The following is a 20,990-nucleotide window of genomic DNA, read 5'->3' on the forward strand; positions in this document are numbered from 1 at the left end:
GCTTCGCTACGCTCGCAATGACGCTGTGGGACCAGCGTAACTAATGCGTCGGCCAGAGTCAGTGCTGAGAATTCACGCCTTCGTCAGCCTGTACTGCCCCAAATCCGGATCATGTGTCATGCGCCAGTAGTCGACGAACCGCCAGGGCATCGCCGAAAACACGCGGCCGCTTGAGTTGCGATAATAGGTGCTCATGCCGGGATGGGTCCAAATCATCGCCTCGTGTTCGGCATCGACCTTGCGGACGTAGTCGTCGAGCACATCCTGGCGGACGTCGATGGCGGCGACGTCCTGCTCGATCATGTCGGCGAGACAGGCTGAGATGTAGCGGCTCTGGCATTCCGACTGGAAGATGACACTGCCGCCATGGGCGGGGCCGGAGTTGGGGCCCAGCATGCAGAAGAAATTTGGGAAGCCAGGCACGGTGAGGCCGAGGAACGCCGTCGGGTTGTCGTTGCTCCAGGCCTGGCGCAAATCCTGGCCGTAGCGGCCGCTGATGTTGAGGCGGGCCGCCATTTCCGTCACCTTGAAGCCGGTCGCGACCACGATGATATCGGCGGGACGGTGCTTGCCGTCGGCGGTAACGACGCCACCCTGATCGAAATGATCGATCGCCTCGGTGACGAGTTCGACATTGTCCCGCCTCAAGGTCTTGAACCAATTGTTGTCGAGCAGGATGCGCTTGCCGTAGGGCGGATAGGTCGGCACGCATTTCTCGATCAGGTCGGGCCGGTCTTGCAGCTCGGACAGGATGAAGTCGGTCAGTTCCTGGCGGTGCCGGTCATTGCCCTTGTTGACGGCGCGCTCCGGATGCGGCCAGGCCGGATCCTTGCGCAAGAAGGGCAGCAGGCCGTCGCCATAGCGCCAGAACATGTTGAAGCGGTACCACTGCACATAGAACGGCAGATGCGCCAGCAGCCAGCGCGCGCCCTCGCTGATCGGATCGGCATAGCCCTTCACCGGCCGCGCCCATTGAGCGCTGCGCTGATAGACCGTGACCGAGGCCACACGTCCAGCGATCGACGGCACCAGCTGCATCGATGTCGCGCCGGTGCCGATCACGGCGACATGCTTGCCGTCGAGCTTGATGTCGTCGGACCACAGCGCCGAATGCAGGATCGTTCCCGTGAAGTCCTCCTCGCCCTTGAAACGGGCGCGGGAGGGATCGTTGAGTTGGCCGATGGCCGAGACCAGCGCGGTGGATGCGAACGTCTCTTCGCCGTCCTTCGTTTTCAGCGTGGATATCCAGCGCTGCGTGCCTTCGTCCCAGCGCGACGAGGTCAGCTCGGTGTTGACGCGCAGATGCTCGCGAATGCCGTATTCTTCGGCGACCTTCTGGAGATAGCCGAGCAGCTCCTCGCGCTGGCAGAAATAACGGGTCCATGCATTGCCCGAGCCGAACGAGTAGGAATAGGAGTGATTCGGCGTGTCGACGCCGCAGCCGGGATAGCGGTTGATCCACCAGGTGCCCCCAAGCTCGGCGTTCTTCTCGACGATGGTGTAGGGAATGCCGAGCTGGCCGAGCGCGACGCCGAGCGCGATGGCGCAGACGCCGGCGCCGACGATCAGCACATGCTGGTCGGCGAGCTTTTCGTCGGAAGGACGCCTGGTCCAGCGCGCCTGGCGCGCCACAAAGCCCATCTCCTCGCGCATCAGCGGGGCATATTCCGGCGCGACGTTCTCGCCAAGGCAGGCGCGCATCATCTTCAGCAGCAGCTCTTCGCCGGGATCGGCAATGACAGGCTTCGGCGTACCATTGGCGAAGAGCTTGACCACCGCGGCGCGGATCTCATCCTGGATGTCCCGGGGCATGCCGGCCTCGGGATCGGGGATGAGGCGGATATCGCGCTTGGGCAAGTATGGCGGCGCGAGCCATTTCGCGTCGCCGGTCATGTGCACCAGCACCATCAGGAGACAGCGGATGTCGCCTTCTGCGATGGCCGAGGCAAGGTCGAGCGGCTTGTGCGGAGATTCGATGTTCATGGCGTGTCCTGGTCCCCGGACGGATTGAAGAGGCCGCGCGTCATCAGCTTGCGATAGGCGGAGATGACGTGGTCGGGCACGGCGGTGACGCCGCCTGCCGAATAAGAATAGCGGCGACTGAGATAGCCGCGCGCGCCCATCAGAATGTGGACGATGGCCTCGAACTCCTCGTCGCTAAAGTCCTCGATGGCGCCGGCAAGGCGCGCGCGGCGCAAGATGCGGACATAAGCGGTCGCGATGTTGTCGAGATGCTTCTGATAGCCGATTGGGGCGAAGAACTCGGCTTCGTTGAGGATGCGCAAAAATTCCGGCACCTCGCGGATGAAGTCGAAGAAGGCGGCAAAGCGCTCGATTTCCTGCCGCGCCGCATCCGCGGTGCCGGTGCGGGCGCGGATGAACTCGACCATGTCGAGGCCGATCTTGGGCAGCAACTGGTCGAGCAGTTCCTGGCGGTTATCGAAATGATTGTAGAAGGTACCTTGCGCCACGCCGGCCTGTTCCGTGATGCGGGCGACGGAGGCCTCGGCATAGCCATGCTTGCCGACGACCTTGGTGGCGGCCTCGAAGATCTTCTGCTTGGTCCAGGCGTTGCGCTCGACGCGGTTGAGCTTTGTGACCTTCGCGGTGGCTGGCCCTTGATTCATGCCACGGTCTCCAGTTCAGCGCGCAGCACGCGCTTGAGAATTTTTCCGGATGGGTTACGCGGGAGGCTGTCGCGGAGGATCAGCTCTTTCGGCACCTTGAAGCTTGCGAGGCGCGCCCGGCAGTGCTCGGTGAGAGCAGGGAGCTCCAGCGCGGCGCCTTCCGCCAAGACGACGATGGCGACCGGCCGTTCGCCCCAGCGTGCGTCGCGCAGGCCGATCACCGCGACTTCGCGCACCTCGGGCAATTCATAAATGACGCGCTCGACCTCGGAGGAGGCGATGTTCTCGCCGCCGGAGATGATCATGTCCTTCTTGCGATCGGTCAGGTACAGGAACCCTTCCTCGTCGAGATAGCCGACGTCGCCGCTGCGGAACCAGTCGCCGAAGAAGGGCGATGCCGTCTTCTGCGGGTCGTTCCAATAGCCGCGCGTGATCTTGGGACCGCGCAGGCAGATCTCGCCGTTGACGTTGGGGGGCAGCGCCCTGCCGTCCTCGTCGCGGATCTCGATCTCGACATGGGCTATGGCGCGCCCGGTCGAGCCGATCTTCTCGATCTCGCGGCCGGCCTCCATGAAGGTGTCGCCGCCAACGGTTTCGGTGAGGCCATAAGCATCGATATAGCGCCCGTTTCGGAAAAATGCGGAGAAGGCGCGGATGCGCATCTCCGGCGTCTTCTCGCCGCCGCCGATCGCCCATTGCAGGCTGGAGACGTCGTAACGGTCGCGCGTCGGGCAGGTCAGCATCGCGGTGGTCATCACAGGCGCGAACCAGGCGGCGTTGAGCTTGTCTTCTGCGATGGCGCTGAGCGCTGTCTCCGGCTCGAAATTGCGCTCGATGCGAATGAAGCCGCCATGCCAGAGCACGGCGATTCCGGGTAGATCGAGCGCGCCGACGTGATAGAGCGGACCGACCACGAGCAGCCGCGTCTCGGCACTGATGCCGAGCGCGATCGTTTGATCCGCGGACTTCCAGTAGAAATTATCGTAAGTGAGCATCACGCCCTTGGGGCGGTCCGTCGTGCCCGAGGTGTACATCAGCCGCATCAGGTCGGATGGCGCACGGACATGCATGGGCGCGGGCGGCGTATCGCCCGCAAGATGCGTGATGCTCTGCTGCGCAGTTTCGTCGAGCACGACAATGCCTGCGCCCGCTGCGTTCGCGGCCAATTCCTCATCAACGATCAGAAGCCGCGCGCCGGCATTGCCGGCGATGTAGCCGACCTCGTCGCGGGAGAGGCGGAAGTTGATCGGCAGGAACACCGCGCCGAGATGGCTGGTCGCGAAGACGAGCTCCAGGAAGGCCGCGCTGTTCTTCATCAGCACGGCGACGACGTCGCCGGCGCCGATGCCTTGCGCGGCGAGCCAGCCTGCCGCGGTTCGGACCCGCGCATCGAACGCCGCGTAGGAGATCTCCTCGCCGCGATATTTCAGCGCGGGCCGGGCCGGCGTACGCCGGGCATGGAAGGCGATGAAGCTCGAAAGGTTGATCATTCTGCTTTTCGGGCCCTGGCCGGCCTCGTTTGCTCCTGGCTGAATAGTGACTCATAATTCATCTTTAGCTTGACGTCACCCCCTACCTCTGAAATCCTTGGAAACACGGAGACGAGACGATCTCCGGCAGGGATCAGGAAACGCCGACCCGAAAGAGGGAGGGAAAAATGACGAGAACCCGCACGCCGGGCATCAGCCGCCGTTCAACACTGGCGCTGATGGGCGCCGGTGCGATGACGTTCGCAGCGCCGTGGGTGGCGCGCGCGCAAGCCAAGACCATCAAGATCGGCATGCCGACGATTCTGTCGGGCCGCGTCGCGCAGCTCGGTACGTCCTCGCGCAATGCGGTGATGCTCGAAGTCGAGAAGGTCAATGCCGCCGGCGGTCTCGCCGGCCGGCAGATCGAGATGGTGATCCGTGACTCCAAGGGCCAGCCGCAGGAAGCCGCCCGCGTCGCGCGCGAGCTCGTCAACACCGACGGCTGCGAGCTGATGATCGACGCCGAAGCCTCCTCCGGTGCCTTCGCGGTGCACGAGGTCGCGCGCGATCTCGGCGTGTTCTGCATCCACACCAATTCGGAAACCTCGGCGTTGACCGCGGATCCCAAGCAGCGCATCCCCAACGCGTTCCGTACCGCGCGGCAGGGCGTGCACGATTCCATCGTCGGCGGCAGCTATGCCGCCGCGATCGCCAAGGCGAAAGGCTTGAAGAAATGGGCGACCTGCTCGCCCGATTATGCCTATGGCCGCGACACCACCGGCGAGTTCACCCTGTACCTCAAGCGCTTTGCGCCCGACGTCGAGATCATCAGCGAGTCCTGGCCGAAGCTGTTCCAGCCCGACTACACCGAGGTGGTGACGAAGATTCTGCAGGCCAAGCCGCAGGCGCTCTATTCCTGCCTGTGGGGCGGCGATCTCACCTCCTACATCGACCAAGCCAACATCTACGCGATGTTCGGCCAGATGGAGGTGTTCGCCGTCAACATGGCCGACTACACCGCTCTTACCGTGGTGAAGAACCTTCCCAAGGGCATCCACTCCGGCAACCGCTACATCAAGACCTTCCCGGCGACGCCGGAGAATGCCGCCTGGGGCGATGCCTACAAGGCGAAGTACAATGAATATCCGACCAACTGGTCCTGGGAGAACGCCACCGCAATCATGCTGATGGCGGAAGCTGCGAAGAAGGCAAACTCGGCCGACGGCAAGAAGATCGCGGAGGTGCTGAAGGGCCTCACCATCAAGTGCCCGTTCGGCGCCGACGGAACCGTGACCATGCGCGGCGACGATCATACGCTGGTCGGCTACGCCATCGGCTGGGGCACCACGATCCCGCAGGAGCCGTATGTCCCCGAGGTCAAGGCCGGCGACTGGAAGACCATCTTCGAGCTCGAGGCCGAGTGGAAGAAGAGCAAGGGCTATACCTGATCGCGCGCAGGGCGGAGGCGGACGACCGTCTCCGCCGGCTTCGTCTGGCTTCTCGCGCCGTGTCGGGCGCGCTGCAATGAAAGTGCTCCCGTGGATCTCGACGCGCTTGCCGGCTGCCTCTCCAGCTCCGCCTGTCTGGTGACGCAGACCACCAGCGGCCTCATCATCGGCATGCTCCTGTTCCTGGTTGCGGTTGGGCTGACGCTGATTTTCGGCGTGCTCAAGGTGGTCAATTTCAGCCACGGCGCCTTCTACATGTTCGGCGCCTATTTCGCGATGACGGCCTATCAGCTCACGGGAAGCTTTGCGCTGGCGATGCTGGCGGGCGCGGCCGGCACCGCAATTCTCGGCCGGATCTTCGAACGCGTCTTCATGAGCCGCGTCTACGGTGCCGACGTGTTGATGCAGCTCCTCGTCTGCTACGCCTTCGTGCTGATCTTCGACGATGTCGTGCGTATCATCTGGGGGCCCGAATTCAGGTCTATGGGCATGCCGGCGGCGTTTCAGGTGATGCCGCTGTTCATCGCCGGGGGCGTGGTGCCGCCTTATTATCTGCTGCTGATCGGCGTCGCGCTGGTTGCGGCCATCGTGCTCGGCATCGGCCTGTCGCGCAGCCGCATCGGCAAGGTGATCCGCGCCGCCGCACATAATCCCGGCATGGTCTCCGCACTCGGCATCAACACCGGCCTGATCTATGGCGGCGTGTTCGCGCTCGGCGGCATGCTGGCGGGTCTCGCCGGCGCGCTGGCGGCACCGGTGCGCTCGCTGACGCCCGGCATGGGATTCTCGGTGCTGATCGAGTCCTTCATCGTGACCGTGATCGGCGGCATGGGCTCGATCCTGGGCGCGCTGATCGGCGCGCTGCTGCTTGGTCTCATCAGGTCGTTCGGCTCGCTCGGCTTTCCCCTGTTCACGGAAGGCCTGATGTACCTTTTCATGGTGATCGTGCTGGTCTCAAAGCCCACCGGCCTGTTTGGCAAGGAGGCGGCATGACCGAGCTTGAGGCCGGGCGCGCCGAGCAGTTGGCGCCGGTGCGCCATAGTATGGCGCTGCAACGCTATCGCGACGTGCTGATCGCGCTGATCGCCTTCGCGGTGCTGGCGAGTCTTCCGCTGTTCACGGGCAGCAAGGCGCTGCTCGACTTCGTCATCCGCTGCTCGGGTTACGGCCTGTTCGCGACCTCACTCAATCTGCTGGTGGGATACACCGGCCTGACCTCGTTCGGGCATGGCATGTTCTTCGGCCTTGGCGCCTACAGCTTCGGCCTGATCATGCAGAAGATCGCTGTGCCCATTCCGGTCGCATTCGCCGCGACGCTGGCGATCACGGCGCTGATCGCGGCCGTCATCGGCGCGATCTGCGTGCGGCTGAAGGAGATCTATTTCGCCTTCGTTACGCTCGCCTTCCAGATGCTGATCCACTCGACCATCCTGTCCTGGGCCTCTTTCACCGGCGGCGACCAGGGGCTGCGTGGCGGCATTCCAAGGCCCGCGTTCCTCGGCATCGATCTCTCTAATCACGTCCATCTCTATGTCACGAGCTGCGCGCTTCTGATCCTCGGCCTGCTCGCGATGCGGCAGATCGCGCAATCGCCGTTCGGCTACACCTTGCGCATGATCCGCGACAATGCGGCGCGGGCGAGCTTCCTTGGCATCGACGTCTGGCGCGCCAAGCTCACCGTGTTCGTGCTGGCGGCGCTGTTCGCGTCGATGGGCGGCATGGTGATGGCGTTGTTCGTATCAGGCGCTTATCCGGAATTCGCCTATTGGACGATCTCGGGCGAGGGCATTTTCATCAATATGCTCGGCGGCGTCTCGACCTTCCTGGGCCCGATGGTCGGCACCGTGCTGCTCTTGCTGCTCAACGACACCGTGACGCGCTTCACCGAGTATCACGGCATCGTGCTCGGTGTGGTCATCCTGTTCTTCGCGCTGGGTCTGCGCAAAGGCCTGCTCGACTTCGTCGCCGAATGGTTTTCGCGCCGTCGCGATGCGGGCGAGGGGCGCTAGCGATGCTGGAGATCCGCAACCTCGCAAAGTCCTTTGGCGGCGTGAAGGCGACCAACGACGTCTCGCTCGACTTCCCCGATGGCTCGCTGACCGCGGTGATCGGCCCGAACGGCGCGGGCAAGAGCACCTTCTTCAACCTGATCACCGGCGCCTTGAGGCCGGATTCCGGAGAGGTGCTGCTCGACGGCGTCGATCTCGCCGGCCGCTCGCCACCGGAAATCGTCCGCCACGGCATCGGTCGCGCTTTTCAGGTCGCCAGCATCTTCAAGTCGCTGACGGTGCAGGAGACCATGCTCGCCGCCGTCAGCGCGGACCAGCGCACGTCCGCGGTGCTGCACAAGCGTTTTCCGTTGCCGGAGACGCGGGACCGCGCTGAGCACGTGATGGAGTTGCTGGGCCTCGCCGGAAAGCGCCACCGCACAGCTGCGACGCTCTCGCACGGCGACCAGAAGCTGCTCGATATCGCGCTGGCGCTGGTGCTCGAACCAAAAGTGCTGCTGCTGGACGAGCCCACCGCCGGCATGGGCCCCGAAGAGCGCTGGCGCATGATCGACAAGGTGCGCGAGCTCTGGGAGACGCAAAAGATTACTGTCGTCTTCATCGAGCACGACATGGACATCGTGTTCAAGATCGCGCCCAAGATCGTCGTGCTCTGCTACGGCCGCATCCTGGCGACGGGCACGCCCGATGAGATCCGCAACAACAGCGCCGTGATCGAGGCCTATCTCGGCACCGAACATGCGGGAGCGGCCGCATGAGCGCTCCCGTCATCGACGTCGCTGATCTCGACGTCTACTACGGCACCAGCCAGATCCTGTTCGGCGTCGGCCTCTCGGTGCGGCAGGGCGAGACCATGGCGCTGCTCGGCCGCAATGGCGCCGGCAAGTCGACGACCATGAAGGCGATCATGGGCCTTGCGCCGCCGCGCCGGGGCAGGGTCAGCCTGCGCGGCGCGGTGATCTCCGGCCTGAAGCCGCACACCATTGCCCGCGCCGGTCTCGGCTTCGTTCCGGAGGATCGCCAGATCTTTCCTGAGCACACGGTCGAGGACAACCTTGTCATCGGGAAGAAGAAGGGGCCCGAGGGCCAGGACGAATGGCCGATCAAGCGCATCTATGACGTCTTTCCGCTTCTTGAGCCGCTGCGTAATCGTATTGCCGGGCGCCTCTCGGGCGGCGAGCAGCAGATGCTGGCGATCGCGCGCACGCTGATGGGCAATCCTGCGCTGCTACTGCTGGACGAGCCGAGTGAGGGACTAGCGCCGATCATCGTGCAGCGGATCGGCGAGCTGTTGCGGCAGCTCCGAAGCATCGGATCGACCGTGCTGATCGCCGAGCAGAACATGCATTTTTGCCTCGGCCTTGCCAGCCACGCCACGGTCATCGACAAGGGCCAGATCGTCTACGCCGCCGGAATCGACGAGCTGAAGGCCAATGATGCCATCCGGCGGCGGTATCTGGCCCTGTAGGCCGGGCGCCGGTGTCCAAATAGGCCGGAAGAAGAAAACCATTGCCCTCGGGGTATCCGCCGGAAGGACTTTCCCCTCCGGAGGACAAAAACGCCAATCGCTTCCATTGCCGTTTGCGCCCGAAACGACGACATTCCCATCAGAATTTGATGGATTGGCTACGGTCATGGAACGCACTGGATTTGAGCCCTTCGGCGAGCAGCTGGTGTCCGCAACGGACGTCCAGCCGAAATCGCGCGCGTCGAAGCTCCTGCTGCGGGCCGGGACTACACTGTTCTGGTCGCTGGTCGCGGGCATTGTGCTCGCCCGTGCGGCCTTCTTCGAGCCGGGCATCTATGACGGCTTCAGCCGGGTGGCCTCGCTCGCCAAGAGCCTGATCTTCTAAGGCTCGCCTGGGCGGTTTATTCCGGGCTGAGGAGACGACTTCCCTCGGCCCTGATATGCCGAAAACTTATTCCCCAATCGGACGCCGCTGCGTATAAATCCTTCTCCTCGGGGAGAGATTTGTGTCGCAGAATCAAGCATCCAGCCAGGCCGATTCCAAGCCGACTGCCATTAGCCGCGTCGTCGCGCTGATTCCCGGAATTCTCCTCTGTATAGCCGTCGCCGGAGTCTCGGCCCTTTTGGAGCGGGCCGAACTTGGCGTTTTCGAGCATCCCTATGTCGAGGCGCTGGTGATGGCGATCCTGCTCGGCATGGTGCTCCGCAGCTTCTGGAAACCGGCGCCACGCTGGCAGGCCGGGATTGCTTTCAGCGCCAAGCAGCTCCTCGAAGTCGCCGTCATGTTGCTGGGAGCCTCGATCAGCTTCGCCGCCATCGCAGCCTCGGGGATCGCGCTCCTCGCATCGATCGCCGCCGTCGTCGTGATCGCGCTCTGCGTCTCGTTCGGCCTCAGCCGTCTGCTGGGTCTGTCGACACGACTGTCGATCCTGATCGCCTGCGGCAACTCGATCTGCGGCAATTCCGCGATCGCCGCCGTGGCGCCGATCATCGGCGCCAACAACGACGAGATCGCATCCTCGATCTCCTTCACCGCGATCCTCGGCGTGATGATGGTGCTCGGCCTGCCGCTGCTGATCCCGCTGCTGCAATTGTCCGCCACGCAATATGGCATCCTCGCAGGCCTCACCGTCTACGCGGTGCCGCAGGTGCTGGCCGCGACGGTCCCGGCGGGGCTCGTCTCGACGCAGATCGGCACGCTGGTCAAGCTCATGCGCGTCCTGATGCTGGGGCCGGTCGTCGTCGGCCTGTCTCTCGTCGCCTCGCGCTGGCAGAGCGACGCCAAGAAGACCAATGTCGGCTTCTTCCGTCTGGTCCCCTGGTTCATCCTCGGCTTCCTCGCGCTCGCGACTCTGCGGTCATTGGAGATCGTGCCGGCCACGGTGGTGGGCCCGGTGACGAAGATCACCGGCTTTCTCACGGTGGTGTCGATGGCCGCGCTCGGCCTCGGCGTCGACGTGCGCGTGCTCGCCAATGTCGGGGGCAGGGTGACGGCCGCGGTCACGCTGTCGCTGCTGCTGCTGCTGGGGATCAGCATCGCGCTGGTGCAGTGGTTCAAGTGACGGACGCGAAGCTACCGTAGGGTGGGCAAAGGCGCGAAAGCGCCGTGCCCACGTAGCAGTTCAGCGTGCGACCAAGTTGGTGGGCACGCTTCGCTTTGCCCACCCTACGAGACCGTCATCGCCGTCAGCGGGGCAAGGTAAATCAGATCACATCTGCCAGCGAATGGCCGTTCAGCTCGATGCTCAGCCCCTGCATGCCCATGTCGTTGATCTCGCCGCCCATCGCCTTCAGGCTTTCCTCGCGGATCAGCGACATCAGCCCGCGGCGCAGCGCCAGGAATTCCGACGACATCATCATCGATTGCTGCCGCGGCCGCTCCAGCGGAATCGGGATCTCCGCCTTGATCGAGCCGGGACGCGCGGTCATGCAGTAGACGCGGTCGGAGAGGAAGATCGCCTCGTCGATATCGTGGGTGACGAACAGCACCGAGATCTTCAGCCGCTGCCACATGTTGGTGAGGATCTGCTGCATGATGACGCGCGTCTGCGCATCGAGCGCGCCGAAGGGCTCATCCAGCAGCAGGACTTTCGGTCCGGTCGCGAGCGCGCGGACGATGCCGACGCGCTGCTTCATGCCGCCGGAGAGCCTTTCCGGATAGTGCTTCTCGAACGCCTCGAGACCCGCGAGCCCGAGCAGCGTGCGCGCCGCCCGTTCGCGCTGGGAGCGCGGCATGCCGCGCATCTTTAGGCCGAACTCGACGTTCTCCCGCACCGTCTTCCAGGGAAACAGCGAATATTGCTGGAACACCATGCCGCGTTCGGCGCTGGGGCCGTTCACGCGCTCGCCGTCGACAGTGACGATTCCCGTGGTCGGCTTGAGGAAGCCGGCGACCGCATTGAGCAGGGTCGACTTTCCGCAGCCCGAGGGCCCGACGATCGAGACGAATTCGCCGGGCTTCACATGGATCTGCGTGTCGCTTACGGCCTGCACCGCTCCCTCGATGGTCTCGTAGGCGAGGGAGAAGTTCTCGACCTCGATATGGCCTTTCGGGGGACTCGTAATCATCTCGCTCATGACGATCTCCACGGCATCACCAATTGCCCCGCGCCTCTGATCAGCAGGCTCGACCCGAGGCCGAGCACGCCGATCGCGATCATGCCGAGCGCGATGTCGGCATACTGGACCAGCGAATAGGCTTCCCAGGTGAAATAGCCGATGCCGTACTGCCCGGAGATCATCTCGGCCGCGATCAGCGACACCCAGGCGACACCCATGCCGACGGTGAGGCCGGTGAAGATGTGCGGCAGCGATGCCGGAAAATACACCTCGCGGAAGATCGAGCGTTCCCGCGCGCCGAGACATTGCGCGGCGCGCACCAGCACGGGATCGACCAGCGACATGCCATGCAGCGTGTTGACGAGGATCGGGAAGAACGAGCCGAGGAAGGTGATGTAGACGATGCTCTGCTCGTTGGTCGGCCACAGCATGATCGCCATCGGCACCCAGGCGATCGCCGGAATCGGCCGCAGCACCTCCGCCACCGGGAAGATCACCTCGTGCACCAGCTTGAAGCGGCCCATGATCAGGCCGAGTGGCACGCCGACGATCGCAGCGAGCGAGAATCCGATGAAGATGCGCCGGCAGCTCAGCACGATGTGCATCAGGAATTTGGGATCGTGGATCGCCTTGGTGAAGCTGGCATAGACGGCGAGCGGCGACGGCACGTTGGTGAAGCGCACGAAGAACACGACGCGATATGTCGTGAGCAGGTGCCAGACCAGCAGGAAGGCGAGCAGCGAAATCACGCCGATCGCGGTCGCGCGCAGGCCTGCCCGGTGGAGCCGGTACCAGCGTAGCGCGAGTGTGCCGAAGGAAGCCGGCGTCGTGGAAAGCGGCGTCGTAGGCGGGGTGACGACGGCGGGCGCAGGGCCTGCCTCTGCGATGGCTGGTGCGGGCATGCTGTCCTCGGGATGTCGGACGAGGGCGGGACTGCTCACGTCTTGCCTCCGCCGACCGCGGCCTTCACCGCGTCATCGAAGCCGAGCACCTTGCCGTTGACTTTGGCCGCGTAGGCTTCGGCGTCCTTCTTCAGCAGGAAGGGCGCCACATCGCCATTGCCGACCGCGAAGAAGGCCTGGTCGGCGAACAGCTTGATGCCGCGCGTGGTGTCGAAGACGTAGGCGACGTTGATCTTCTTGCCCTTGGCCTTGTAGTCGGCGTACGCACCGAGGGTGCAGGCGGCGGACGAGAAAGGCATGATGCCGGCATCGTCGACCCAGACCTCCCCGGCCTTGCGCGGATCGGCGATCGGCTTCTTGCAGAAGGCATCCTCGCCGGAGATCTCGTAGTTCTTGGTGCTCGCAAGCTGGGCGTCGTAGTCGAGCTTCATCTCGGCATAGGCCTTGCGGATGTAGCCGTCGTCGACCCATTTCTTCGGATCGAATTCCTTCATGCGACCGAGGTTCTGCAACACCTTGACGTCGGCCGTGGCGGCATCGATCAGAGCGGGCTTGATCGTGGGATCAGTGGTCATGTTGCCGCTGGGCCCCAGGAAGATGTAGACCACTTCCTTGTTGATGCCGGTCCATTCCTGGATCTTTTCGGCGGCAAGCTTGGGATCGTCGCGCAGCCACTGGTTGGCGGCGATCACCGCCTTGAAATAGGCGACGACGACTTCCGGATATTTCTCCGCGAAATCGGTGCGGACCACGATGCCGTGAAAGGTCGGCAAGTTAGTCTCGACGCCGTCAAAGATCTTTCGCGCGAAGCCGCGGAAGGGCAGGAGCTCGGCGAAGGGGACGAAGTCGGCATGCGCGTCGATCTTCTTTTCCTGCAGGTTGGTCGAGCCGACCTCGGGGCTCTGGCTGACGAGCTGGAAGAAATCGGAGGTGTAGCCGCGGTCCTGCATCGCCTTCAGCACCATGCCGTGCGCGGCGGAGCCGAACGGCACGCTGACCAGCTTGCCCTTGAGATCGGCGAGGTCGTAATAGGGCGAATCCTTGTGAACGACGAGGCCGTTGCCGGAGCCTTCGAGGCTGTAGGCGGCGATGCCGATCAGCCGGCTTTTGCTCTCCGGATTGCTCTCGAAGGTGAAGCCGTTCACGATCAGCGGATAGTCGCCCATCATGCCGATCTGCAGCTTGTTCGCCATCATCGCATTGGTGACGGGCGGACCTGAGGTGAAGTTCTGCCACTCCAGCTCGAACTTGATGTTGGCGTACTTGCCGTCCTTTGGCAGGTATTTTTCGAGGAGGCGCAGCTGGCGGATGACGACGCCGGCAGTCACTGTGTTGGTCGTGGTGTCCTGCGTTCCGATGCCGAGCGTGACGGTTTCCGCGGAGGCCGGCTGCGCGATCAGAAGCGCCAGCGACGTCACCGAGATCGCGATCGAGAGCGTGGGAAGATGGCGGACCATTCTCATCCTCATTCGGTTGGATGTGCTGTGGTTGCCATGATTGAGTGAGGGCCCGGACAGGGCAAATCCGGAATGACCGCCGCAGTCGATTAGTTGCCGGGAAAAGCTGATTGCATACTCCTTGGGCAGTCCTGCACTATAAAGCCGCTTGCCTGTGCACCGGTGCTGGTCGCACATTCTGCTAGTCAGATGCGTGTCCACGCATCTCCTCCAGTACGTCGGTCCGGCAGACCACGATCTGCGACCGCTTGGTCAGCACGATTCCCTTCTCCTGCATGCGCTTCAGGCTGATCGTGACCCATTGCCGCGTGGCCCCGACCATGTGGGCGATGTCGGCATGGGTGAAGGCGGCCGCGATCACCCGGCCGTCTGCGTCCTCGACCCCGTAGAGTTCGACGAGGTGCAGCAACAGATGCGCGAGGCGCTGCGTGATGGAGCGCGTTCCCAGCATCTGGGCCAGCGCCGAATAGCATTTGCCCTTGAAGGTGAGGCCTTCGATCAGGCCGATCGCAAGGTTAGGGATCTCGGCGGCAAGGATGCGCAGCTCCTTTTCCGGGCAGGTGCACCACGCTGCAATTGCTGGATGCGACGCCGGACCATTGATGCACGGTGCCTTCGAACACTTCGGGCCCACCGACGAAATTGCCGACATGCCAATAGGCCAGCGTGATCTCGCGCCCGAGCGGAGAGGTGTAGAACACCCGGATCCGGCCGCTCTCGATCAGCCAGATACCGTCATGTTTGCCGCCCTGGCTGAACAGCGTCTGGCCGCGATTCAGTACCTTGCGGCGGCCCTGCTTCAGCACCAGCTCCCGTTCCCGCGGCGAGAGCTTGTCCATCAGCGGCGGCGGTCCGCCGATCCATTGCTGGTTCTCGGTGAGGAGCAGCGAGGAGCTGCCGGGAGGCCGGACTGCTGCGGGAACAATCCCACGAACCACATTCGCCGCCTGCAACATGACCTGCCTCCGGAACGTTCAAATCGTTCTAAAGAGGAGCAATGTCCGTGCCAGATGGGGACGTCGCTGCGAAGCGAGCTTATGGCGCCCTGTTGCCGCTCACACAGCTGTCATCGCCCGGCTTGACCGGGCGATCCAGTATTCCAGAGGCGTTGATGGGATACGGAGAGGCCACGGCGTACTGGATTCCCCGCCTTCGCGGGGAATGACAGCGGGGTTTGTCGGCGCCGTGGTGCGCATCTCTAGGCTGCGCCCCTACCGCCCCGCCAAACTCAACAAATACGGCTTCGGATAAATCCCCCGGTTATGCCCGTCCGAAAACGCGATGTTCAGCCCATAGCCGAGATCGCCGATCTCGGTGATCGCAATTCCCGGAAACGCTTCCGGAAAGCGGCCGTCGAAACGGGCGCGGGTGCAATGGGCGCATTTGCAGGACAGGCGGAGTGTTTCGGCGGGGACGCTGAGTGCATCGTCCTGTGCCGTGCGGACGAGTAGCGTGGCGAGATCGGCGCTTGCTTCATAGTCGGCCACGGTCGGCGCCACCAGGGTCATGGTCATGACGAACCTCCGGCTCTTTTCTACGTCGGCGCGGGACAGCATGAATAGCAACTAATTGCCGGCGCGGATGGATGTGACGGCGGCCGTCTGCCCTCGCTTCAATCATTGCCTGCGAAATGTGAAACTAATCGACCGGAAATCTCACTTCCGAATTGCCGGTCTCTCCTCTCTCCGAAACCTTGGGCGCCATCGATGGCCAAGGAGAGACCATGAGCGCATTTCAGAAGGAGACGGTTCTGTCGGTCAGGCACTGGACCGAATCCCTGTTCAGCTTCACTGCCACGCGCGATCCCGGCTTCCGTTTTCAGAATGGCCAGTTCGCGATGATCGGGCTCGAGGTCGAAGGCAAGCCGTTGATGCGGGCCTACAGCATGGCCAGCGCCAATCACGAGGAGGCGCTCGAATTTTTCTCGATCAAGGTGCAGGACGGCCCGCTGACCTCGCGCCTGCAGAAGATCAGGGAAGGCGACATCATCCTGGTCGGCCGCAAGGCGACGGGCACGCTGATCACCGGCAATCTCATCCCGGGAAAACGCCTGCTGCTGCTCTCGACCGGAACGGGCCTGGCACCCTTCGCCAGCCTGATCAAGGACCCTGACGTCTACGAGAACTACGAGACCATCGTGCTCGCCCATGGCTGCCGCCAGGTTTCGGAACTGGCATACGGCGAGCACGTCGTCGATGGCCTGCGCAATCACGAATTCTTCGGACCGCTGATCCGCGACAAGCTTGTCTACTACCCGACCGTGACTCGCGAGCCCTTCAGGAATCGTGGCCGCATCACCGAACTGATCGCTTCCAACCAGATGTTCGACGACATCGGATTGTCCGGCCTCGATATCGAGACCGATCGCATCATGCTGTGCGGCAGCCCGGCGATGCTCGAGGAACTGCCCGCGATGTTCTCTGCGCGCGGCTTTGTCGAGGGCAATCACAGCCAGCCCGGCCATTTCGTGATTGAGAAGGCCTTCGTCGAGCGTTGAGGCGCCAAATCGCATCGCGGCGACAACTAATTGCTATCGCCGGGAAGCCCCCTGAACAAATCTGATGCAAAGGCGCCGGCTATCGGCGAACCAGGAGCAAGCGATGGCACTAGATCAGATCGTCGACGGACTTTCGGAGGTTTCCTGCGATGTGCTCGTCATCGGCGGCGGCACGGCCGGCCCAATGGCGGCGCTGAAGGCGAAGCTGAAGAATCCGAAGGCCAACGTCGTCCTGCTCGAAAAGGCCAACGTCAAGCGCTCCGGCGCAATCTCGATGGGCATGGACGGCCTGAACAATGCCGTGATCCCCGGCTATGCCACGCCGGAGCAGTACACCAAGGAAATCACCATCGCCAACGACGGCATCGTCGACCAGAAGGCGGTTTATAAATACGCGCAGAACTGCTACAGCATTATTGAGGAGCTCGACAGTTTCGGAATCCGGTTCCTGAAGAACGAGAACGGCGATTACGCCGTCAAGAAGGTGCACCACATCGGCACCTACGTGCTGCCGATGCCGAACGGCGAGACCGTGAAGAAGGCGCTGTACCGCCAGCTTCGCCGCGCCCGCATCCTGATCTCCAATCGCTACATGGCGACGCGGCTGCTCAAATCCGCCGACGGTCGCATCGCAGGCGCGGTCAGCGTCAACACCCGCACTGCCGAGATGCTGGTGATCAAGGCCAAGGCCGTGATCCTGTGCATGGGCGCCGCCGGCCGGCTGGGCCTGCCGACCTCCGGCTACATGTTCGGCACCTACGAGAACGCCGCCAATTCCGGCGACGGCTACGCCATGGCCTATCACGCCGGCGCCGCGCTCGCGAACCTCGAATGCTACCAGATCAATCCACTGATCAAGGATTACAACGGCCCGGCCTGCGCCTATGTCGCCGGTCCCTTCGGCGCCTTCACCGCGAATAACGAGGGCTCGCGCTTCATCGAGTGCGACTACTGGTCCGGCCAAATGATGCTGGAGTTCTACAATGAGCTGTTGTCCGGCAAGGGCCCGGTGTTCCTCCAGCTCAAGCATCTCCATCCCGACACCATTTCGGAGATCGAGTCCACGCTGCACAAGGTCGAGCGCCCCACACGCGGCCTGTTCCAGCAGGGACGGGGCGTCGACTACCGCAGTGATTCGATCGAGATGCACATCTCCGAGATCGGCTTCTGCTCCGGCCACAGCGCCTCGGGCGTGTTCGTCGACGACAACGCGCGCACCACCGTGCCTGGCCTCTACGCCGCGGGCGACATGGCGAGCGTGCCGCACAACTACATGCTGGGTGCCTTCACCAACGGCTCGGTCGCCGGCATCGATGCGATGGAGTTCGCCGACAACCACGACTTTGCGGAGTTCGACGCCGCCGATGTCGCCAGGGAGCGCGACCGCGTGATGGCGCCAACGAAGCGCGAGGACGGCATTCCGCCGAACCAGGTCGAGTACAAGACCCGCCGCCTCGTCAACGACTATCTCCAGCCGCCGAAGGTCACGCGCAAATACGAGCTCGGCATGCGCCGTCTCGCGGAAGCGAGGGAGGACATGCAGGAGCGCATGATCGCGCGCAACGCGCATGAGCTGCTCCGCGCGCTCGAAGTGCAGTCGATCATGGACTGCGCCGACATGGCCGCGCACGCCTCGCTCTACCGCGAGGAGAGCCGCTGGGGCCTCTATCACTGGCGCACGGACTTTCCGGAGAAGGACAACGAGAACTGGTTCTGTCACACGCTGCTGAGCAAGCGCGATGGCAAGATGACCAGCGAGAAACGCGCCGTCGAGCCCTATGTCGTCCCGATCGCGGACGACGAGAAGGACCTCTACGACAAGCAGCGCATCCGCGCCACCGCCTGACGCATCGCGAAACAACAGGAGACAACGATGCCCCTCGCTTCCTATCAGACATCGGTTCCGGTGGTCGTCGACGATGCCAAATGCATCGCGGACAAGGGCTGCACCGTGTGCGTCGACGTCTGCCCGCTCGACGTGCTCCGCATCAGCGACATGACCAACAAGGCCTACATGGCCTATGACGAGTGCTGGTACTGCATGCCTTGCGAAGCGGATTGTCCGACCGGCGCCGTTACCGTCAACATTCCCTATCTGTTGAGGTGATCATGTCGAGCCCGTTCGAATCCTACGACGATCTCGAAGACGCCGACGAGCGGCTTCAAGCCGCCGATCCTGCGGAGCGTCGCGTCGCCATCATCGCACTCGGCCATTCCGGCGATCCCGCCGCAGTTGCGCATCTCGCCAACATGGTGGCCGATCCCGACGCCGGCGTGCGCCAGCAGGTCTCGATGGCTCTGGGCGAGTTCGACGGGCCGGAGGCGGCAAGTGCGCTCGTGAAGCTGCTAGTCGATCCCGAAAGGATCGTGGCGGCGGCCGCAGCCGACAGCATGGCCGAGTTCAAGGATCCCGCCTGCGCCGATGTGATCCTGCCGCTGGTCCGGCATACTCACGCCTTCGTCCGAATGGGCGCGTTGCGTGCGCTCAAGGAGCTGCGTCGCAAGGATACGCTGAAGCCGGCATTGGAGGCGCTTCAGGATTCAGACGCCGCCGTGCGCGTGCAGGCGATCGGCGTGATCGGCTTCCTGAAGCTGGAGGAATCGATTCCCGCGCTGACCGCGTTGATCAGCGATCCAGACGCGCATGTGCGTCGCGCTGCCGTGAGCGCGCTGGCTTTCTCGCAGATGAAGCCCGCCGCGGAGACGATCACGCGTGCGTTGAAGGATTCGGACTGGATGGTCCGCGAGATGGCGGCGGAAACGTTGGGCCTCAACGTGAACGGGGCGCTCGCCGCCGACCAACTCGTCGCCTGCCTTGCCGACGAGTTCTGGCAGGTCCGGTTGAAGTCCATTCGCAGCCTCGGGCGGATGAAGATCGAGTGCGCGGTGCGGCCGATCGGCAATTGCATCACCCACGACCAGGCGAACCTGCGGAAAGAGGCGGCCGCCGCGCTCGGCGAGATCGCGCATCCCGACGGCGAGGCGTTCCTGGCGGTCATTGCCGACGACGGCGATCCCGACGTGCGCAAGAACGCCCGCTGGGCCCTGCAGCAGATCGCAGCGCGCAAAGCGCGCGCAGGCGCATAAAGGCGCGGGCAGGGGCATAGCGGCCCTTCGCCGCTGCTCTGGACATCCGGAGCCAGACGTTTATTGGTCTTCGCCAATATGATCGGCCATCGTTCAACGTGGCCGGTCTGAAAAGCAGCGAGGACGCCAGCCATGACCACATTGACGGTTAAAGACCTTCTCCCCGAGGATGGCACAAGGGGAACGCTGGCCGGCCGTGTCTGGCTGCCGCAGGTGAATGGTCCTGCGGTGGTCGCCGTGCGCGGCGATGGCGTGTTCGACGTCACCGCAAAATTTCCGACCATCAGCGCGCTCTGCGAAGAGGACAATCCGGCCAAGGCGCTTGCGGCGACCAAGGGCGAGCGCATCGGCGATCTCGAGGCGATCGTCGCCAACACGGCGCCCGACGGGCGCGACTCGAACAAGCCTTGGCTGCTGGCACCCGTCGATCTCCAGACGCTGAAGGCCGCCGGCGTCACGTTCGCCATCTCCATGCTGGAGCGCGTGATCGAGGAGCGGGCAAAAGGCAATCCAGCCTCGGCCGAGGCGATCCGGAAGGAGGTGACGCGGCTGATCGGCGACGATCTCTCCAAGCTCAAGCCCGGCTCGGACCAGGCCATGCACCTGAAGCAGGTGCTGATCGACCAGAACGCCTGGAGCCAGTATCTCGAAGTCGGCATCGGTCCGGATGCAGAGGTCTTCACCAAGGCGCCGACCTTGTCTTCAGTCGGCACCGGCATGGATGCCGGGCTGCATCCGAAATCGACCTGGAACAATCCCGAACCCGAGCTCGTGTTGTTCGTGTCGAGCCGCGGCAAGATCGTCGGTGGCGCGCTCGGTAACGACGTCAATCTGCGCGACTTCGAGGGCCGCTCGGCGCTGCTGCTGTCGAAGGCCAAGGACAACAACGCCTCCTGCGCGATCGGCCCGCTGCTGCGCTTGTTCGACGACAGCTTTACACTCGATGACGCGCGAAAACTCGACATCAGCCTGAACGTGAAGGGCCCGGACGGTTTTGTCCTCGACGGCCATTCCTCGATCAGCATGATCAGTCGCGACCCGACCGACCTCGTCGCGCAGACCATCGGCAAGATCCATCAATATCCTGATGGCTTCGTGCTGTTCCTCGGCACGATGTTCGCGCCGGTCAAGGATCGCGATGCGCCGGGGCAGGGGTTCACCCACAAGCGCGACGACATCGTCACCATCGCAGCGCCTCAGCTCGGCAAGCTCGTCAACCGCATGCGCACCAGCGACGAATGCGAGCCCTGGACCTTCGGCATCGGTGCGCTGATGAAGAACCTGGGGCAGCGGAAGCTGGTCTAACTCTTCGCCTCTCCTCGCCTGCGGGGAGATGTCGACACGCGAAGCGTGGCGGGTGAGCGGACTCTCCACGCGTCGACTTGCTTGATAGAGACGAAGCTACCTTCACACCGCCATTGCGAACGCAGCGAAGCAATCCAGAGTCTCTCCGCGGAAAGATCCTGG

The 20,990-nt window shown here is 63.6% G+C and carries 19 protein-coding genes and 1 pseudogene; 12 read left to right on the forward strand and 8 right to left on the reverse strand.

Going from position 1 to position 20,990, the window contains the following annotated elements:
* Nucleotides 1–72: 72 nt before the first annotated feature.
* The 3 genes from IVB26_RS15135 to IVB26_RS15145 are packed head-to-tail and all read right to left on the reverse strand — an operon-like array spanning nt 73 to nt 4,117.
* On the reverse strand, nt 73–1,983 hold the full coding sequence (locus IVB26_RS15135) for a flavin-containing monooxygenase (protein ID WP_247972383.1): 1,911 nt from the start codon (nt 1,981–1,983) through the stop codon (nt 73–75).
* A complete protein-coding gene (locus tag IVB26_RS15140; RefSeq protein WP_247972384.1) occupies nt 1,980–2,627 on the reverse strand; it encodes a TetR/AcrR family transcriptional regulator in 648 nt (215 codons plus the stop codon). Before IVB26_RS15140 ends, IVB26_RS15135 begins: the two co-directional genes overlap by 4 nt.
* A complete protein-coding gene (locus IVB26_RS15145) occupies nt 2,624–4,117 on the reverse strand; it encodes an AMP-binding protein (protein WP_247972385.1) in 1,494 nt (497 codons plus the stop codon). The genes IVB26_RS15140 and IVB26_RS15145 overlap by 4 nt, the downstream gene beginning before the upstream one ends.
* 167 nt (nt 4,118–4,284) lie before the next feature.
* Between IVB26_RS15145 and IVB26_RS15150 the strand changes: the two genes are divergently transcribed.
* The 7 genes from IVB26_RS15150 to IVB26_RS15180 all read left to right on the forward strand — a co-directional run bounded on the left by IVB26_RS15150 (nt 4,285) and on the right by IVB26_RS15180 (nt 10,583).
* Nucleotides 4,285–5,544, forward strand: a complete 1,260-nt coding sequence (locus IVB26_RS15150; RefSeq protein ID WP_247972386.1) for an ABC transporter substrate-binding protein — start codon at nt 4,285–4,287, stop codon at nt 5,542–5,544.
* A gap of 90 nt (nt 5,545–5,634) precedes the next feature.
* The gene (locus IVB26_RS15155) at nt 5,635–6,537 is read left to right on the forward strand and encodes a branched-chain amino acid ABC transporter permease (RefSeq protein WP_247972387.1); all 903 of its coding nucleotides are present in this window, start codon (nt 5,635–5,637) and stop codon (nt 6,535–6,537) included.
* Nucleotides 6,534–7,553: a branched-chain amino acid ABC transporter permease gene (locus tag IVB26_RS15160; protein ID WP_247972388.1), complete on the forward strand. Its 1,020-nt coding sequence runs from the start codon at nt 6,534–6,536 to the stop codon at nt 7,551–7,553. The genes IVB26_RS15155 and IVB26_RS15160 overlap by 4 nt, the downstream gene beginning before the upstream one ends.
* 2 nt (nt 7,554–7,555) lie before the next feature.
* Nucleotides 7,556–8,311 (forward strand): ABC transporter ATP-binding protein, encoded by a 756-nt coding sequence (locus tag IVB26_RS15165; RefSeq protein WP_247972389.1) that lies wholly within the window; start codon nt 7,556–7,558, stop codon nt 8,309–8,311.
* Nucleotides 8,308–9,021 (forward strand): ABC transporter ATP-binding protein, encoded by a 714-nt coding sequence (locus IVB26_RS15170; protein ID WP_247972390.1) that lies wholly within the window; start codon nt 8,308–8,310, stop codon nt 9,019–9,021. The genes IVB26_RS15165 and IVB26_RS15170 overlap by 4 nt, the downstream gene beginning before the upstream one ends.
* A 166-nt stretch (nt 9,022–9,187) precedes the next feature.
* Nucleotides 9,188–9,406 carry a hypothetical protein gene (locus IVB26_RS15175; protein ID WP_246920339.1) on the forward strand — a complete coding sequence of 73 codons (219 nt, stop codon included), beginning with the start codon at nt 9,188–9,190 and terminating at the stop codon, nt 9,404–9,406.
* 121 nt (nt 9,407–9,527) lie between these two features.
* Nucleotides 9,528–10,583, forward strand: coding sequence for a YeiH family protein (locus IVB26_RS15180; RefSeq protein ID WP_246920342.1), 1,056 nt, complete (start codon nt 9,528–9,530; stop codon nt 10,581–10,583).
* Between the two features lie 142 nt (nt 10,584–10,725).
* Here IVB26_RS15180 and IVB26_RS15185 read toward each other — a convergent pair whose 3' ends face one another.
* The 5 genes and pseudogenes from IVB26_RS15185 to IVB26_RS15205 form a co-directional block, all read right to left on the reverse strand.
* Nucleotides 10,726–11,598 carry an ABC transporter ATP-binding protein gene (locus IVB26_RS15185; protein WP_247972391.1) on the reverse strand — a complete coding sequence of 291 codons (873 nt, stop codon included), beginning with the start codon at nt 11,596–11,598 and terminating at the stop codon, nt 10,726–10,728.
* On the reverse strand, nt 11,595–12,521 hold the full coding sequence (locus IVB26_RS15190; RefSeq protein WP_247972392.1) for an ABC transporter permease: 927 nt from the start codon (nt 12,519–12,521) through the stop codon (nt 11,595–11,597). The genes IVB26_RS15185 and IVB26_RS15190 overlap by 4 nt, the downstream gene beginning before the upstream one ends.
* A complete protein-coding gene (locus IVB26_RS15195) occupies nt 12,518–13,939 on the reverse strand; it encodes an ABC transporter substrate-binding protein (RefSeq protein WP_247972393.1) in 1,422 nt (473 codons plus the stop codon). The genes IVB26_RS15190 and IVB26_RS15195 overlap by 4 nt, the downstream gene beginning before the upstream one ends.
* A gap of 181 nt (nt 13,940–14,120) precedes the next feature.
* A pseudogene (locus IVB26_RS15200) lies at nt 14,121–14,895 on the reverse strand (Crp/Fnr family transcriptional regulator).
* A 255-nt stretch (nt 14,896–15,150) separates the two neighbouring features.
* A complete protein-coding gene (locus tag IVB26_RS15205; RefSeq protein ID WP_247973169.1) occupies nt 15,151–15,447 on the reverse strand; it encodes a gamma-butyrobetaine hydroxylase-like domain-containing protein in 297 nt (98 codons plus the stop codon).
* Between the two features lie 215 nt (nt 15,448–15,662).
* Here IVB26_RS15205 and IVB26_RS15210 point away from each other — a divergent pair, with 215 nt between their 5' ends.
* From IVB26_RS15210 to IVB26_RS15230, 5 genes are all read left to right on the forward strand, one after another.
* Nucleotides 15,663–16,436, forward strand: a complete 774-nt coding sequence (locus IVB26_RS15210; protein WP_247972394.1) for a ferredoxin--NADP reductase — start codon at nt 15,663–15,665, stop codon at nt 16,434–16,436.
* Nucleotides 16,437–16,539: 103 nt separating this feature from the next.
* Nucleotides 16,540–18,282 (forward strand): fumarate reductase/succinate dehydrogenase flavoprotein subunit, encoded by a 1,743-nt coding sequence (locus tag IVB26_RS15215; protein ID WP_247972395.1) that lies wholly within the window; start codon nt 16,540–16,542, stop codon nt 18,280–18,282.
* 27 nt (nt 18,283–18,309) lie between these two features.
* On the forward strand, nt 18,310–18,543 hold the full coding sequence (locus IVB26_RS15220) for a 4Fe-4S dicluster domain-containing protein (protein ID WP_007593252.1): 234 nt from the start codon (nt 18,310–18,312) through the stop codon (nt 18,541–18,543).
* A 2-nt stretch (nt 18,544–18,545) separates the two neighbouring features.
* Complete coding sequence (locus tag IVB26_RS15225) at nt 18,546–19,523, forward strand: HEAT repeat domain-containing protein (RefSeq protein WP_247972396.1); 978 nt, start codon at nt 18,546–18,548, stop codon at nt 19,521–19,523.
* 132 nt (nt 19,524–19,655) lie between these two features.
* On the forward strand, nt 19,656–20,828 hold the full coding sequence (locus IVB26_RS15230; RefSeq protein ID WP_247972397.1) for a fumarylacetoacetate hydrolase family protein: 1,173 nt from the start codon (nt 19,656–19,658) through the stop codon (nt 20,826–20,828).
* Nucleotides 20,829–20,990: the final 162 nt, after the last annotated feature.

Origin of the sequence: Bradyrhizobium sp. 195, from assembly GCF_023101665.1 — a bacterium.
Taxonomy (GTDB): Bacteria; Pseudomonadota; Alphaproteobacteria; order Rhizobiales; family Xanthobacteraceae; genus Bradyrhizobium.